Below are 15,310 nucleotides of genomic sequence, written 5' to 3'. Positions count from 1 at the left end.
TGCCGATGACGCTCACTCTGGTGACTGTCGGAGGTCTCTTCCGCCGCCGCGGGAGCGGCGACCGACGGGGCCGGGTCGTCCACCGGGTGTGGTCGACCGTGCTGACGACTCCGTCGCGGGGGAATACTCCCCTCCTCGATCACCATTCTCGCGCACCACCGCCGGTGATCGCACGTCGGGCACCGGTGGCGCCGACCACGTGCCCGGACGGGAGCCGGATCGGCCTGGTCGGCGTCACATCCGCTAGGGCTTCCTAGGAGGCTGGGTTGTCGGCCGGGAACAGCGGCGGAGCCGAGGTAGCGCTCCTCCCAGACCGCGGTGGCCCGGGCGTCGGTGCCGCAGATCAGCAGCGGCCCGCCGGAGCGGGCGGCCGCGTCCTCGGCGGCCTGCTGCTCACGGACCACCTCCCGGAAGTCCGCCCGGTCCCAGGTCACGTCGAAGACGCGGGGCACGGCGACAGACCCCGCGTGATCGTCAGCGGCGGAGGTCGTGGGAGGCTTCCGCCATGGTGCTTGAGGTCGCGCTGATCGATGTTCTGCCGGGGCACGAGGACGCCTTCGCCGCCGCGTACGCCGAGGGCCACCCGGTGCTGGCCGGCACCCCCGGCTGCCGGTCGGTGCGGATGACCCGGGGAATCGAGTCGCCCACCCGTTTCGTGCTGCTCGTCGAGTGGGACTCGGTCGAGGCGCACAACGACAACTTCCGCGCCACCGACCGGTTCGACCGGTGGCGGGCCCTGATCGGCCCGCACTTCGCGAACCCGCCCGTGGTCGAACACTTTCTCGACGTGCCCGCCTGAGCGAAATTGTCGTACCCGTCGCCTACCGTGCCCACGCACGCGCGGAGCACCGGTCCCGACGGGCTCGGGGGCGCCGGGCCCGGTGGCCGCGCGGGCGGGGGTCAGTCGTCGACGCGTCCGGTCAGCACCGTGACCGTCTCCTCCGCCGACAGCGCCGCCCCCAGCAGCGCGTCGGTGATCCGCTCGTAGCGCTCCACGTCCGCCACGGTCGCGAGCCGCACGTCGCTGGTCAACGTCTCGATCATCACGGTCCTCGGGTCCGCCGGGTCCGGGAACGCATAGCTGGAGTACGGCGTCAGCGGGTCCAACCCCGCCGCCCCGCCCGGGAGCAGCCGCACCGTCACGTTGGCCAGCCCGGTCATCGTCACCAGGTGCCGCAGCTGTTCCCGCCACACCTCGGGCGGCGTCTGCCCACGCTCGCAGACGGCCTCGGTCAGCACCGCGGTGTAGTGGGGCGGGTCGACGCGGCGCAGCACCTCCTGCCGCACCATCCGGGACCGCACCTCGGCGTCCACATCGACCTCCGGGTCGACCGCCGCGGCGGCGGCGAGGCGCAGCCGGGCGTACGCCGGGGTCTGCAGCAGACCCGGCACGACGGCCGGCTGGTACTCCACGATGCGCGCCGCGCCCGCCTCCAACTCGGCGTAGGTGCGCTGCCGCTCCCCCATCTCGGCCAGCGCCTTCCACCAGCCCCGGCTGGTGGCGGCGTCGCGGGCGATGACGATCAGCGCGTCCCGGGCCGACGACGGCACCTCGTAGACGTCCAGCAGGTCCAGCACGTCGGCCAGGTCCGGCCGGCTCTGCCCCAGCTCGATGCGCGACAGCTTCGACGTCGAGGCCCACCCCAGCCGGTCGCAGACCTGCTCCAGGGTCAACGCCTCGCGCCGGCGCAGCTGGCGCAGCTCGGCACCGAGCCGCACACGGCGAATGACAGGACTCGTTGGCAACGGCATTCCCGGCCTCCCCACCGAGGGAGCGTACGCAGGACCGTCACGCACTGCAATACCTTGCTCGCGCAACGCAATCGAGGCGGCTTGTCGCGTTGCCGACCCAGCCGGCCGACACCCGTCGCCGCGGCAGCCGTCGCCCGCAGCCGTCGCCCGTCCTGCGCTGCTCGCCGCCGGCCCGCTCACCGGGATCGCGATCGACCCTGGACGGCGTGGCCGGCGGCCCGACGGCCCAGCGGCCCAGCGGCCCGGCGGCCCGGCGGCCCAGCGGCCCGGCGGCCCGGATCAGGGCCGGTAGGTGCCGAAGCTCCACACCTTGCCCGCCAGGTCGCGCGCGGCGTAGTCCCGCGAGCCGTAGTCGGTGTCGAACGGCTCGCGGATGATCTCCGCTCCGGCGGCCCGGGCCCGGGAACAGTGCGCGTCCACGTCGTCGACCGCGACGTAGACCGACCAGTCGTCCTCGGCCGGCCGGGGCGAGGGCTCGTCCCGACCCCCGAGCATGATCATGCCGGTGTCGAAGGTCAGTTCGGCGTGGGCGACACCGCCGTCGGGCCCCTCGTGGACGGCGTTGACGGTGAAGCCGAACGCGGTGCAGAGCCAGTCGATGGCGGCGCGCGGATCGGCGTACCGGAAGACGGGGTAGATGGTTCGCATGCGCCGATTCTGGCGGCCCCGACCGGCCCACCGATTGGACGAATGGGACCTCGGGCGGGGTCAGGGTTCGGTGTCGCGTCGGCCGGCTGGGGCGGATCGGTCGACGCCGAGCAGCGCGCCCGGGGTGTCCCCCGCGAACTCCCGGAAATCCCGGATGAGGTGGGACTGGTCGCAGTAGCCGCACGACGCCGCCAGCCCGGCCCAACCACCCGCCGCCGGGCTGCCCGCGGGCGCGGTCAGCGCGGCGTACGCCCGCTGGAAGCGCAGCAGCCTGGCGGTGATCTTCGGCGGCAGCCCGATCTCCTGCCGGAACCGGGCCGCCAGATGCCGCCGGCTCCAGCCGAGCTCGTCGGCGAGCGACCCGACCCCGAGCCGTCCGCCGCTCGCGGCCAACCGCCGCCACGCCCAGGCGACCCGGGGGTCGACCGGCGGCGACCCCGCCAGCCGGGCGGTGAGCGTCGCGTCCAGGAGCGCGAAGCGCTCCGGCCAGCCCGAGGCGGCGGCGAGACGCTGCCGGAGCCCGTCGAGCCAGCCGTCCGGCAGCGCCGCCACGTCGACGGCACGGTTGGTCAGCTCCCCCAACGGCAGACCGAGGAGCCGGCGGGCGACCGGCGGGGCGAGCAGCAGCTCCACCCCCGCACCGACCCCGACCGTGCGGGTGCGGCACCACCGGTCGTACGTGCCGGCCACGAACGAGTCCACGCCGTACGCGCTCCGCTCCGCGCTGCGCGGGTCGACCACGTCGAGCGGGGCGCCCCAGCCGAGGATCAGCACGACGTGGGCCCCCGCCACCTCCCGGCGCACCAGCGGCACGTCGGCCCGCTCGCGGTAGCCGATGTAGCGGTCGACGTACGGGCGCAGCCGTGGCTGCGGCAGCCCCAGCACCACCTCGGCCATCGGCTCGCCCGTCATCGTCGACCGGAGCCCGCGCTCACTTCACGCCGGCGGCGTCCATGCCGCGTAGCTCCTTCTTCAGGTCGCCGATCTCGTCGCGGATCCGGGCGGCCAACTCGAACTGCAACTCCCGCGCGGCCGCCAGCATCTGGTCGTTGAGCTCCTGGATGAGCTGCGCCAGGTCGGCCCGGGCCATGCCTTCGCGGGACGTGCCACCGGTCGCGGCGCGCCCGCGACTGCGGGTCTCCTTCACCGGCGCCTTGCCCCGGGACAGCTGCCGCACCGCGCCGCCGACCCGGGTGTCGGTGTCCTCGGCCTCGCGGTAGATGTCGTCGAGGATGTCGTGGATCTTCTTCCGCAGCGGCTCCGGGCTGATCCCGTGCGCCTCGTTGTGCGCGATCTGCTTGGCCCGCCGCCGGTTGGTCTCCTCGATCGCGTCCGCCATCGACGGCGTGATCTTGTCGGCGTACATGTGCACCTGGCCGGAGACGTTACGCGCCGCCCGGCCGATGGTCTGGATCAACGACCGGCCGCTGCGCAGGAAGCCCTCCTTGTCGGCGTCGAGGATCGCCACCAGCGACACCTCGGGCAGGTCGAGGCCCTCCCGGAGCAGGTTGATGCCGACCAGCACGTCGTAGTCGCCCTTGCGCAGCTCGCGCAACAGCTCCACCCGGCGCAGGGTGTCGACCTCCGAGTGCAGGTAGCGCACCCGGATGCCGTTCTCCAGCAGGTAGTCGGACAGGTCCTCGGCCATCTTCTTGGTCAGCGTGGTGACCAGCACCCGCTCGTCCCGCTCGGTGCGCAGCTTGATCTCGTGCATCAGGTCGTCGATCTGGCCCTTGGTCGGCTTCACGACGACCTCGGGGTCGATCAGACCGGTCGGGCGGATGACCTGCTCGACGAACTCGCCCTGGGCCTGCTCCATCTCCCAGGTGCCCGGGGTAGCGGAGAGGAAGACCATCTGGCCGACCCGCTCCAGGAACTCGTCGAAGCGCAGCGGCCGGTTGTCGGCGGCGCTGGGCAACCGGAACCCGTGGTCGATCAGCATCCGCTTGCGGGACGCGTCGCCCTCGTACATGCCGCCGATCTGCGGGATCGTCACGTGCGACTCGTCGACCACGGTGAGGAAGTCGTCGGGGAAGTAGTCGAGCAGGCAGTGCGGCGGGCTGCCCGGCAGCCGCCCGTCGATGTGCATCGAGTAGTTCTCGATGCCCGAGCAGAAGCCGACCTGGCGCATCATCTCGATGTCGTAGGTGGTGCGCATCCGCAGCCGCTGCGCCTCCAGCAGCTTGCCCTGCCGCTCCAGCTCGGCCAGCCGCTCGCCCAACTCGGTCTCGATGTCGCGGATCGCCCGCTCCATCCGCTCCGGGCCCGCGGCGTAGTGCGTGGCCGGGAAGATCAGCAGGTGGTCGACCTCGCGGACCACGTCACCGGTCAGCGGGTTGAGGTAGTAGAGCTTCTCCACCTCGTCGCCGAACAGCTCGATGCGGACGGCGAGCTCCTCGTAGGCCGGGATGATCTCCAGGGTGTCGCCCCGGACGCGGAAAGTGCCCCGGTTGAAGGCCATGTCGTTGCGCGTGTACTGAATGTCGACCAGCCGGCGCAGCAGCTGGTCGCGGTCGAGCTCCTGACCCACCGCGACCCGCACGGCACGGTCGAGGTACTCCTCCGGGGTGCCCAGGCCGTAGATGGCGGAGACGGTGGCCACCACCACGACGTCCCGGCGGGTGAGCAGCGACATCGTCGCCGAGTGCCGCAGCCGCTCGACCTCCTCGTTGATCGAGGAGTCCTTCTCGATGTAGGTGTCGGTCTGCGGGATGTAGGCCTCGGGCTGGTAGTAGTCGTAGTAGGAGACGAAGTATTCGACGGCGTTGTGCGGCAGCAGCTCGCTGAACTCCTTGGCCAGCTGCGCGCAGAGCGTCTTGTTGGGGGCCAGCACCAGGGTCGGCCGCTGCAACCGCTCGATGAGCCAGGCGGTGGTGGCGCTCTTGCCGGTGCCGGTCGCGCCCAGCAGCACCGTGTTGCGGTCGCCGCGCCGGACCCGCCGCTCCAGGTCGTCGATGGCCGCCGGCTGGTCACCGGCGGGCTGGAACTCACTGACGACCTGGAAACGGCCGTCGAGCCGGGGAATGTCGAGCGCCATGCCGTCAACGGTACGCCGCAGGTCCGACATAATCGGCGGTCACGGCGGGTACGTGATCGGCTTCGATATTCCCATTGTGTGGCACATGTCACCGGGCTACGCTCTCCGTGTAGGCCGCTCGCGGCGGCCGACCGGGCAGGTGGCCAGGCCGTCATCACGGCCGGCCCGCCCCCGGCACGAGGTCGCTGCACCCGGCGCGCCCGGCCGTGCGCACCGACGTGGTCGCGCGTGAGGCGCAGACCGGCCGCCGCGAGCGCCCCTATTCGTCACCCAAGCCGTGTCCCGCCCGTTCAACAACGCGTGGACACCTCCTCCGCCCGGGCCGCCCGTCCGGGCTCCGCGGCCACATCCCCGACCGACAGCACCGCCCCCGCCGGGGCACCCGCCGGCAGCGGCGGCGACCCGGCGGCCGGTGGAGCCGCCAGCCCCGACGACACCGGTCTGCTGCCCCGGATCGAGGGCCGCCGGCGACGCGGCCTGCTGGCGCTGCTCGGCGTCGTCGCGGCCCTCTCCGCCGCCGGCCTCGTCCTCGGTCTGCTGAGCTGGGCGCCCGACCCACCCGTGGAGCCACGGGCGCTGACCGTCGCCGAGAGCGAACGCCTCGCCGCCGTGCGGGTCACCAACTATCGGGAGCTGCGCGCCGGTCTGCACGTGACGGTCGGCGACGGCGCCACCCGCACCGAACTCATGGGCTGGATCGACTGGTCGAGGCCACTGCTCTACCTGGACGTCGGCGGTCCGGGCGCCGGCCCACAGCGTGGCCTGCTCCAGGCGACCCCGACCGCGCTGGTGATCCGCCCCGACCCGGCGGCCGTGCCCACCGCCGCGCCGCCGCCGCTGGTGCCCCCGACCGACCGGTGGCGCCTGCACCGGCTGCCCGACGGCAGCGCGCTGGCCCCCGTCCTGGACCTCCTGTTCGGCCTCTCCGCCGACCGCCCGGAGTCCGCCGGCGCCCTGCGCGACGCGGGTGCCCGGTGGGTGACGCAGGAGACCCTGACCGCCGGGCCGGTGGACGTCTTCGCGGCCCCCCTGCCGGCGACCACCGCCGCGCCGCCGACCGCCCCGTCCGGCGGGCTGCCCCGCTACTGGGTCGACCAGGAGGCCCGACTGCACCGGCTCACCGCGCACCTGCCCGGCGCGGGTCCGGTGACGGTCACGCTCAACCGCACCGACCGGCCGACTCTGCGTCCGGTCGACGCCCTGGGCGGCCGGCCCGGGCTACCCCGGGAGCTGACCGCCGCCGAACGCGACCGGCTGGAGAGACTCCCCGCGCGGCTGCGCGCCCGGGGCGGTGCCACGGTGACGCTGAGCGCCCCCGTCGGGCGCGACACCAACCTGCGCGGCGCCGGATGGCTGAGCTGGACCGACCAGAGCGCCTACCTGGCGGTCACGGATCTCGGCGTACCGGATCGCCGGACGCTGCTGCGCCGCGACGCCGCCGGATGGTCCCGGGCCGAGGTCCCGAGCGCGGGCGACCCGGAGAAGCCGGACCGGCCGCCCCTACCACCGCCCGCCGGCTCCGCCTGGCGCACCGACCGGGAGGCCGACGAGACGGGCCGGCTGCTCGACGCGGCGCTCGCCGCGGGCCGGGCCGCCCCGCAGGCCACCACCGAGCGGCTCCGGGAAGACAGCCTCGGCGACCGTACGGTCGACGTGGTGGAGGTGGACACCGGCGCGACCCGCCTGCGCTACTGGGTGGACCGTGACGGGCTGCTCCGCCGGGTCGAGCTGCACACCGACGGCGGCGCCTGGGCCCAGCTGGACCTCACGCCCGGCCCGGTGCCCCGCCTGCCCGCGCCGAGACGCTCCGCCGGCGGTGCCCGCTGACCGGCGTTCCGGCGTGACCGGCGAGGCGGCGGCGGGCGCGACCCGGCGGTGCCGCACGTCTGCGACACGAGTCGCCGGCGCGGCCCGGAAGTCGGTCTAGGGTCGCCAGCTGGTCTGCGCCGCCCACGCCTCGGCGCGCAGGTGCTCCTCGTCGAACCATGGGTCCTTCGCCGTGGTGTAGGTGGCGCTGTCCGGCGCGGAGGCTGCCAGCTCGCGCTTCAGCAGCAGGTACGCCGCCCGCTGGCCCGGGTCGGCGCGCAGGTGGTCCCGGGTCAGCAACGCGTACCGCCAGCCCGGGGAACCCGCCGCGCGGATGTGCAGGTTGACCGGGCGTCCCGGGTCGGCGCTGCCGTGCAGCCGCTTCTCCCACCGCCCGGAGCCGGCCGAGCGGGGGCCGTCCCACCGTTCCTCCGGAACGCGCGGGAAGCCGGCGTCGGCCAGCCGCTCGGCGAGCGGCCCGTCCGCGTCGGCCAGGGTCGGCACCGTGAGCTGGATGTCGATGGCGTCGGTGGCGGCCAGACCGGGCACCGCAGTGGAGCCGATGTGGTCGATCCGCAGGTCCGCCGGCGCGAGCGCGTGCCGGATGCGGGCCGCCAGCCGCACGTACTGCTGCGGCCACGTCGGGTCCGGCTCGGTGAGCTCCACCCGGGTCGCCCGCACGACCCGCCGCTCGCGCACGTTCCGCTCGTAGGGCAGTAACCGGTCGCGCCAGAGCGCGTCGACCGCGGCGTGCAGCTCGGCGAGGGTGCCGTCGTTGGTCAGCAGCACGTCGGCCGCGGCGCTGCGCCGGGCGTCGTCGGCCTGCGCGGCGATCCGCCGCTCGGCCTCCGCGCGGTCCATCCCCCGGTCCCGGGCCAGCCGCGCCAACCGGGTCGACACGGCCGTCTGCACCACCACCACCAGGTGGTACGTGGGCGCGAGCCCCACCTCGACCAGGAGCGGCACGTCGTTGACGACGATCGCGTCCGCTCCCGCCGCGGCGGCCAGCTCGACGCTGCGCGCCCGGACCCGGGGGTGGGTGATCGCCTCCAGCCGCCGTCGGGACGCCTCGTCGCCGAAGACGATCGCACCGAGCGCGGCCCGGTCGAGGCTGCCGTCGGCCGCCAGGACCCGCGGGGAGAACGCCTCGACGATCTCGGCGAGCCCCGGGGTCCCCGGCGCGACCACCTCGCGGGCGACCCGGTCGGAGTCGATCAGCACGGCACCGCGCTCGACGAGGCGGGCCGCCACCGCGCTCTTGCCCGACCCGATCCCGCCTGTCAACCCCACCATCAGCACGGCACCAGTCAACCGGATCCCGCCCGGCGCAGACAAACCAACCCCGTGCGCCAGGCTCGGCCACCCACTCACGACCAGCGCGGCCACGGCCCAAGGTCACCGCACAAGGTCGATCGCGCGAGGCCGATCGCGCAACATCAGGGATGTAGGCGCCTCGAAGCCCGCCGGAGGCAACTACATCCGGGAAATAGCGACCGCCAGACGCAGCGCCGCCCTCCCGGACGGCACGGCGAGACCAGAAGAGGCCGCCACACGACACCGACCGCCCAACACCAGAGATGTAGGGGCCTCGAAGCCCGCCGGAGGCACCTACATCAGGGATGTAGGTGCTCGCGAGACGCAGCGCGGCGTCCCTGGCAGCAGGGCGGAACCGCGGGAGGCCGCGCGATCGGCGAGACGCGGCGGGTTGCGGGGAGGAAGGTCGGGCAGGAAGGGGCGGTAGGGCGGACGAGATGGGGCGGTAGGTGGGCGGGACGGGGCGGGGCGGGCGGCGCGTACCCGGTGTCGTGGAACGGCGAGGGCCCCGCCCCGCGATCCGGAGATCGCGGGAACGGGGCCCGTCGTCGTCAGCGGGTCACTTGCCGCCGGCGAGCTTCTCCCGCAGAGCGGCGAGCGCCTCGTCGGTGGCGAGGGTGCCGGCCGGCTCCTCGGCCTGCCGGCTCGGGGCCGGGCTGGTCGAGGTGGCGCCGCCACCCGTGGTGGCCGGAGCCGGGTTGGCAGCGGCCTCGGCGTCGGCGGCACGAGAGGTCTGCACCTGCTTGGTGTGAGCCTCCCAGCGCTGGCGCGCCTCGGCGTACTGCTGCTCCCAGGTCTCGCGCTGCTTGTCGTAGCCCTCGAGCCACTCGCCCGTCTCCGGGTCGAAGCCCTCGGGGTAGATGTAGTTGCCCTCGGCGTCGTAGGTCGCGGCCATGCCGTAGAGGGTCGGGTCGAAGTGCTCCTCGCCCTCGACGAAGCCCTCGTTGGCCTGCTTGAGCGACAGCGAGATCCGGCGGCGCTCGAGGTCGATGTCGATGACCTTGACCATGACCTCGGAGCCGACCTGGACGACCTGCTCCGGGATCTCCACGTGGCGCTCGGCCAGCTCGGAGATGTGGACCAGGCCCTCGATGCCGTCGTCCACCCGGACGAACGCACCGAACGGCACCAGCTTGGTGACCTTACCCGGCACGATCTGCTGGATCGCGTGGGTGCGGGCGAACTGCCGCCACGGGTCCTCCTGGGTCGCCTTCAGCGACAGCGAGACCCGCTCGCGGTCCAGGTCGACGTCCAGGACCTCGACCTCGACCTCCTGGCCCACCTCGACGACCTCGGACGGGTGGTCGATGTGCTTCCAGGACAGCTCGGAGACGTGCACCAGACCGTCCACGCCGCCGAGGTCGACGAACGCGCCGAAGTTGACGATCGAGGACACGACGCCCTTGCGGACCTGCCCCTTCTGGAGCTTGTTGAGGAACTCGGTGCGCACCTCGGACTGGGTCTGCTCGAGCCAGGCCCGGCGGGACAGGACCACGTTGTTGCGGTTCTTGTCCAGCTCGATGATCTTGGCCTCGAGCTCACGCCCGACGTACGGCTGCAGGTCGCGCACCCGCCGCATCTCGACCAGGGAGGCGGGCAGGAAGCCGCGCAGCCCGATGTCGAGGATGAGGCCGCCCTTGACCACCTCGATGACCGAACCGCGGACGACACCGTCCTCGTCCTTGATCTTCTCGATCGTGCCCCAGGCCCGCTCGTACTGAGCGCGCTTCTTCGAGAGGATCAGACGCCCCTCCTTGTCCTCCTTCTGGAGAACAAGGGCCTCGATGTGGTCGCCAACCGAGACGACCTCGGCCGGGTCCACGTCGTGCTTGATCGACAGCTCCCGAGAGGGGATGACACCCTCGGTCTTGTAGCCGATGTCGAGCAGGACCTCGTCCCGGTCGACCTTGACGACGGTGCCTTCGACAATGTCGCCGTCGTTGAAGTACTTGATGGTCTCGTCGATCGCGGCGAGGAAAGCTTCCTCGGAACCGAGGTCGTCGACGGTGACCTTGGTGGCGCTCGAGGGGGCCTCGATGCTGCTCGTCATGTGGGCGGTTGCTCCGGTCGGATGGGTTGTCACAGCTGGCAGGTGTGTCGCGGTGACCCGGTCGCGCCTGCGGATCCGTCGCCGGGCACACCGAACATTGCCAGATTGAGATGATGTGGCGCCGTCAGGTGGCTTCGTCGACCGCGCACCTGCTCCCTGCCGAGGCACACGATCCGCGAGCGCATCGTCAAGCCTACCCTGCGCATTACCACAGCGTGCAAGCCCTCCCGTCATGCTCGTCGGCTCGTGACCTGCGAAAGCCGAGAAATCAGCCCGAAACACTCGCCGCTGTCTCGCGCGTCACACCTGTCACGCCCGTACCGCCGACAGCGCCGGACCCGGACGGCGGGTGGCGGCGCGCCGGGCCGGGCCCCCCACCGCGCCGCCGGCGCCTCCGGGCCCTAGCGTGAGCGGGTGGACGACGACAGCCGGGTGACCCGGCGCCGGGTCAGCGACACCGAGGCGCGACGGGCCAACCGCGGGTGGTGGGACACCGACGCCGACGACTACCAGGCCGAGCACGGGGCGTTCCTCGGCGACGTGGACTTCGTCTGGTGCCCCGAGGGGGTGCGCGAGGCGGACGCCCGGCTCCTCGGCGAGCTCGCCGGGCGGCGGATCCTGGAGGTGGGCTCCGGCGCGGCGTCCGCCGCACGCTGGCTGGCCACCCAGGGCGCCCGGCCGGTCGCCATGGACCTGTCCGCCGGCATGTTGCGGCACGCCGCGCTCGCCGCCGACCGCACCGGCGTACGCGTGCCGCTGGTGCAGGCCGACGCGCTCGCGCTGCCCTTCGCCGACGGCGCGTTCGACACCGCCTGCACGGCGTTCGGGGCGATCCCGTTCGTGGCCGACTCGGCGGCGCTGATGCGGGAGGTGTTCCGGGTGCTGCGCCCCGGCGCCCGCTGGGTCTTCTCGGTCACCCACCCCATGCGGTGGATCTTCCTCGACGACCCGGGTGAGGGCGGGCTGACCGCCGTGCACTCCTACTTCGACCGCGCGCCGTACGTCGAGCAGGACGACGCCGGGGTGGCCACGTACGTCGAACAGCACCGCACCCTCGGCGACCGGATCCGCGAGCTGGTCGGCGCCGGGTTCCGGCTGGTGGACCTCGTGGAGCCGGAGTGGCCGGCGGGACACGAGGGGATCTGGGGGCAGTGGAGCCCGCTGCGCGGCCGGCTCTTCCCCGGCACCGCCATCTTCGTGGCGGAGAAGCCGGCCGCCGGCTGACGCGTCGTTTCCGGCCGGCGGGCCCGGGTAACCGCGCGCATGGCCGAGAAGGAGGAGTTCCGCCGGGGCGACCACGTCTCCTGGGCCAGCCACAGCGGCCGGGCGTACGGCGTGGTCAAGGAGAAGCTGATCGACCGGACGCACATCCGCGGGCACGCTGTGAACGCGACGCCGGAGGAGCCCCAGTACCGGATCCGCAACGACGACTCGGGCCGGGACGTCGCCCACCGACCGGAGGTGCTGCGTCATGAGCCGAAGTGACGATCCGCAGCAGACGTACCGGGAGTTCACCGACGCGGTGAACATGAAGCCGGGCGAACTCCAGAAGTGGCTGGAGACCGACGAGTCCAAGCACGTGGGCTGGCGCAAGGGCACCCGGGGCGGCGAGTCGGTGGGCCACGAGTCGGGCCGGAGGATCATCGACCTGCTGCGCCGCAAACGCGACCAGCTCACCGCCGCCGACTACAAGCACATGCGCAAGGTCGTCGGGTACGTCCGGCGGCACATGGCCCAGCGGCCGAGCGGCGACGTGCGCCGCACCCGTTGGCGGTACTCGCTGATGAACTGGGGCCACGACCCGGTCAAGGGGCCGCTCCCGCCGCCGGGCGGCCCGTCCCGCAAGGCCCTGCAGCGGCACGGCGCCCCGCCGAAGGAACGCCGCGGGCCGGGCCGCTGACCGAGTCCGGCCGGGTCGGTCAGTGGTCCGCGCTGTTCCAGTCGCGGCCCTCGCCGACCGAGACCTCCAGCGGCACGGAGAGCGGGTAGGCGCCGCCCATCTCGCGCCGGACCAACTCCTCCAGCGCCGCCCGCTCGCCGGGGGCGACCTCGAAGACCAGCTCGTCGTGCACCTGCAGCAGCATCCGGGAGCGCAGCCCGGCGTCGCGCAGCGCGGTGTCGACGTGCAGCATGGCGACCTTGATGATGTCGGCCGCGGAGCCCTGGATGGGGGCGTTGAGCGCCATCCGCTCGGCGATCTCCCGGCGCTGCCGGTTGTCGCTGACCAGGTCGGGCAGGTAGCGGCGACGCCCCAGGATGGTTTCGGTGTAGCCGTCGTGCCGGGCCCGGGCCACGACCTCCTGGAGGTAGTCGCGCACCCCGCCGAAGCCGGCGAAGTAGTTCTCCATCAGCCCGCGTGCCTCCTCGGTGCTGATGGAGAGCTGCTGGGAGAGGCCGAACGCGCTCAGTCCGTACGCCAGGCCGTAGTTCATCGCCTTGATCTTGCGTCGCTGGTCGGCGGTGACCTCGCCGACGGGCAGCTCGAAGACGGACGAGGCGGTGGCGGCGTGGAAGTCGGCGCCGGAGTTGAACGCCTGAATGAGCGCGTCGTCGGACGACAGGTGCGCCATGATCCGCATCTCGATCTGGCTGTAGTCGGCGGTGAGCAGGCACTCGTAGCCCTCCCCCACCACGAAGGCGCGGCGGATCCGCCGCCCCTCCTCGGTGCGGATGGGGATGTTCTGCAGGTTGGGCTCGGTGGAGGAGAGCCGACCGGTGGCGGCCACCGTCTGGTTGAAGGTGGTGTGGATCCGGCCGTCGTCGGAGACCGACTTGAGCAGCCCGTCGACGGTCGACTTCAGCTTGGCCACGTCGCGGTGACGCAGCAGGTGCTCCAGCACCGGGTGCGGGTTCTGCGCGTAGAGCCACTGAAGGGCGTCGGCGTCGGTGGTGTAGCCGGTCTTGATCTTCTTGGTCTTGGGCAGGCCCAGCTCGCCGAAGAGGATCTCCTGAAGCTGCTTGGGTGAGCCGAGGTTGAACTCCCGCCCGACCGCCTCGTAGGCACCCTGCGCGGCGGCCTTCACCTCGGCGGCGAAGTGCGCCTCCAGCTCGGACAGGTAGTCGGTGTCGGCGGCGATGCCGGTGCGCTCCATATCGGCGAGCACCCGCATGAGCGGCAGCTCCACCCCGGCCATCAGCCGGGCCGACTGCTCACCGTCGCGGGACAGCTCGGCGTCGATCGCGTCGGCCAGGTCGAGGGTGGCCCGGGCCCGGAGCATCAGGTTCTGCTCGGCCTCGCCGTCGTCGCCCAGCCCCTCCAGGGTCAGCTGACCGGTCTCCGGCGCGTCGACGCGCAGCTCGCGGTGCAGGTAGCGCAGAGCGAGGTCGGTGAGGTCGTAGGAGCGCTGGTCGGGGCGGGCCAGGTAGGCCGCGATCTGGGTGTCGCGGGCGATCCCCGCCAGGGACCAGCCGTGGGCGGCGAACGCCAGCACCGCCGGCTTGCTGTCGTGCAGCACCTTGGGGCGCTGCGGGTCGGCCAGCCACCCGGCCAGCGCCGCCTCGTCGGCGGCGTCCAGCCGACTCGGGTCGACCCAGGCGGCGGCGCCGCCGGCGGTCGCGAACGCCAGGGCGGTCACGGTGGCGGTGTGCCGCCGGTTGGGGCCGGTGTCGAGGGTGACCGCCAGCCCGACCGGGCTTCCCGCCGGGGCGTGGGTCTCGAGCCAGCCGCGCACCGCGCCGGGCGCGGCGAGCACCTCGCCGGCCAGGTCGAAGCCGGACTCGGCCTCCGGCTCCACCGCCTCCAGGTACTGGTAGAGCCGGTCGCGCAGGATCCGGAACTCCAGGGTGTCGAAGACCTGGTGCACAGCCTCCCGGTCCCAGCCGGCCCAGCGGGCGTCCTCCGGGCGCAGCGGCAGCTCCAGGTCGGAGACCAGGCAGTTGATCTCGTAGTTGCGGATCACGTCGGCGAGCCGTTCGCGCAGGCTGTCGCCGGCCTTGCCCTTGATCTCGTCGGCCCGGGCGACGACGCCGTCGACGCCGCCGTAGGCGGTGATCCACTTGGCCGCGGTCTTCGGGCCGACACCGGGCACACCCGGCAGGTTGTCGCTGGTCTCACCGACCAGCGCCGCCAGGTCGCGGTAGCGCTCGGGCGGCACCCCGTACTTCGCCTCGACCGCCGCCGGATCCATCCGGGCCAGGTCCGACACGCCCTTGCGCGGGTAGAGCACGGTGACGGCGTCGCCGACCAGCTGGAAGGCGTCGCGGTCGCCGGTGGTGATCAGCACCGACATGCCCTGGTCACGGGCCTGGCAGGCGAGCGTCGCGATGACGTCGTCGGCCTCGTAGCCCTCCATCTCGACCACCGGGATGCGCAGCGCCGCGAGGACCTCCTTGACCAGGCTGACCTGGCCCTTGAAGTCGGCCGGGGTCTCGCTGCGGCCGGCCTTGTACTCCGCGTACTTCTCGGTGCGGAAGGAGCGGCGGGACACGTCGAAGGCGACGACGATGTGTGTCGGCTGCTCGTCGCGCAGCACGTTGATCAGCATCGAGGTGAAGCCGTAGACGGCGTTGGTCGGCTGCCCCGTCGTGGTGGAGAAGTTTTCCACCGGCAGGGCGAAGAAGGCCCGGTATGCCAGGGAATGTCCGTCGACGAGGAGCAGGCGCGGCGTCGTAGCTGTCACGTGGCGACTCTAGCCCGTGCCACCGACATCCCCGGCGACCGCACCACGGGCGGAAAAAGCGGACGGCCGCCACCGGAGGAGGTG

12 protein-coding genes are annotated in these 15,310 nt (G+C 73.0%); 5 read left to right on the top strand and 7 right to left on the bottom strand.

The features are described from left to right. Nucleotides 1–505 precede the first annotated feature (505 nt). A complete protein-coding gene (locus tag ACIBTV_RS08910; RefSeq protein WP_396703439.1) occupies nt 506–799 on the top strand; it encodes an antibiotic biosynthesis monooxygenase family protein in 294 nt (97 codons plus the stop codon). A 101-nt stretch (nt 800–900) separates the two neighbouring features. Here ACIBTV_RS08910 and ACIBTV_RS08905 read toward each other — a convergent pair whose 3' ends face one another. The 4 genes from ACIBTV_RS08905 to uvrB all read right to left on the bottom strand — a co-directional run bounded on the left by ACIBTV_RS08905 (nt 901) and on the right by uvrB (nt 5,437). Beyond that, nucleotides 901–1,752 (bottom strand): helix-turn-helix domain-containing protein, encoded by an 852-nt coding sequence (locus ACIBTV_RS08905; protein ID WP_396703438.1) that lies wholly within the window; start codon nt 1,750–1,752, stop codon nt 901–903. A gap of 279 nt (nt 1,753–2,031) precedes the next feature. After that, nucleotides 2,032–2,400, bottom strand: coding sequence for a VOC family protein (locus ACIBTV_RS08900; protein WP_396703437.1), 369 nt, complete (start codon nt 2,398–2,400; stop codon nt 2,032–2,034). Nucleotides 2,401–2,460: 60 nt separating this feature from the next. Then, on the bottom strand, nt 2,461–3,312 hold the full coding sequence (locus ACIBTV_RS08895) for a helix-turn-helix domain-containing protein (RefSeq protein WP_396703436.1): 852 nt from the start codon (nt 3,310–3,312) through the stop codon (nt 2,461–2,463). Between the two features lie 19 nt (nt 3,313–3,331). Then, nucleotides 3,332–5,437 (bottom strand): excinuclease ABC subunit UvrB, encoded by a 2,106-nt coding sequence (uvrB, locus tag ACIBTV_RS08890; protein ID WP_396703435.1) that lies wholly within the window; start codon nt 5,435–5,437, stop codon nt 3,332–3,334. A gap of 300 nt (nt 5,438–5,737) precedes the next feature. On the opposite strand from uvrB, the gene ACIBTV_RS08885 reads away from it, so the two are divergent. Then, nucleotides 5,738–7,264 carry a hypothetical protein gene (locus ACIBTV_RS08885; protein WP_396703434.1) on the top strand — a complete coding sequence of 509 codons (1,527 nt, stop codon included), beginning with the start codon at nt 5,738–5,740 and terminating at the stop codon, nt 7,262–7,264. A gap of 96 nt (nt 7,265–7,360) precedes the next feature. Here ACIBTV_RS08885 and coaE read toward each other — a convergent pair whose 3' ends face one another. Together coaE and rpsA are read right to left on the bottom strand one after the other, a co-directional pair. After that, nucleotides 7,361–8,542 (bottom strand): dephospho-CoA kinase, encoded by a 1,182-nt coding sequence (gene coaE, locus ACIBTV_RS08880; RefSeq protein WP_396703510.1) that lies wholly within the window; start codon nt 8,540–8,542, stop codon nt 7,361–7,363. Between the two features lie 574 nt (nt 8,543–9,116). Then, nucleotides 9,117–10,607, bottom strand: a complete 1,491-nt coding sequence (rpsA, locus tag ACIBTV_RS08875) for a 30S ribosomal protein S1 (RefSeq protein WP_396703433.1) — start codon at nt 10,605–10,607, stop codon at nt 9,117–9,119. Nucleotides 10,608–11,021: 414 nt separating this feature from the next. Here rpsA and ACIBTV_RS08870 point away from each other — a divergent pair, with 414 nt between their 5' ends. From ACIBTV_RS08870 to ACIBTV_RS08860, 3 genes are read left to right on the top strand one after another with little or no spacing between them, the layout of a single operon-like run. Beyond that, the gene (locus ACIBTV_RS08870) at nt 11,022–11,831 is read left to right on the top strand and encodes a class I SAM-dependent methyltransferase (RefSeq protein ID WP_396703432.1); all 810 of its coding nucleotides are present in this window, start codon (nt 11,022–11,024) and stop codon (nt 11,829–11,831) included. Between the two features lie 39 nt (nt 11,832–11,870). Beyond that, a complete protein-coding gene (locus tag ACIBTV_RS08865; RefSeq protein ID WP_254338488.1) occupies nt 11,871–12,092 on the top strand; it encodes a DUF2945 domain-containing protein in 222 nt (73 codons plus the stop codon). Then, nucleotides 12,079–12,507 (top strand): DUF3140 domain-containing protein, encoded by a 429-nt coding sequence (locus tag ACIBTV_RS08860; protein WP_396703431.1) that lies wholly within the window; start codon nt 12,079–12,081, stop codon nt 12,505–12,507. The genes ACIBTV_RS08865 and ACIBTV_RS08860 overlap by 14 nt, the downstream gene beginning before the upstream one ends. Before the next feature lie 19 nt (nt 12,508–12,526). On the opposite strand, the gene polA is transcribed toward ACIBTV_RS08860, so the two are convergent. Continuing rightward, nucleotides 12,527–15,226: a DNA polymerase I gene (gene polA / locus ACIBTV_RS08855; RefSeq protein WP_396703430.1), complete on the bottom strand. Its 2,700-nt coding sequence runs from the start codon at nt 15,224–15,226 to the stop codon at nt 12,527–12,529. Nucleotides 15,227–15,310: the final 84 nt, after the last annotated feature.

The organism is Micromonospora sp. NPDC049366 (genome assembly GCF_044466625.1).
In the GTDB taxonomy this organism is placed as follows: domain Bacteria; phylum Actinomycetota; class Actinomycetes; order Mycobacteriales; family Micromonosporaceae; genus Micromonospora.
The sequence above is the reverse complement of the archived record's forward strand: the minus strand, read 5'-3'. Positions and strand labels throughout refer to the sequence as shown.

Coding starts and splice junctions, on each gene's coding strand:
- ACIBTV_RS08910 (WP_396703439.1), top strand. CDS start 506: ATGGTGCTTGAGGTCGCGCTGATCGATGTTCTGCCGGGGCACGAGGAC.
- ACIBTV_RS08905 (WP_396703438.1), bottom strand. CDS start 1,752: ATGCCGTTGCCAACGAGTCCTGTCATTCGCCGTGTGCGGCTCGGTGCC.
- ACIBTV_RS08900 (WP_396703437.1), bottom strand. CDS start 2,400: ATGCGAACCATCTACCCCGTCTTCCGGTACGCCGATCCGCGCGCCGCC.
- ACIBTV_RS08895 (WP_396703436.1), bottom strand. CDS start 3,312: ATGACGGGCGAGCCGATGGCCGAGGTGGTGCTGGGGCTGCCGCAGCCA.
- uvrB (WP_396703435.1), bottom strand. CDS start 5,437: ATGGCGCTCGACATTCCCCGGCTCGACGGCCGTTTCCAGGTCGTCAGT.
- rpsA (WP_396703433.1), bottom strand. CDS start 10,607: ATGACGAGCAGCATCGAGGCCCCCTCGAGCGCCACCAAGGTCACCGTC.
- ACIBTV_RS08865 (WP_254338488.1), top strand. CDS start 11,871: ATGGCCGAGAAGGAGGAGTTCCGCCGGGGCGACCACGTCTCCTGGGCC.
- ACIBTV_RS08860 (WP_396703431.1), top strand. CDS start 12,079: ATGAGCCGAAGTGACGATCCGCAGCAGACGTACCGGGAGTTCACCGAC.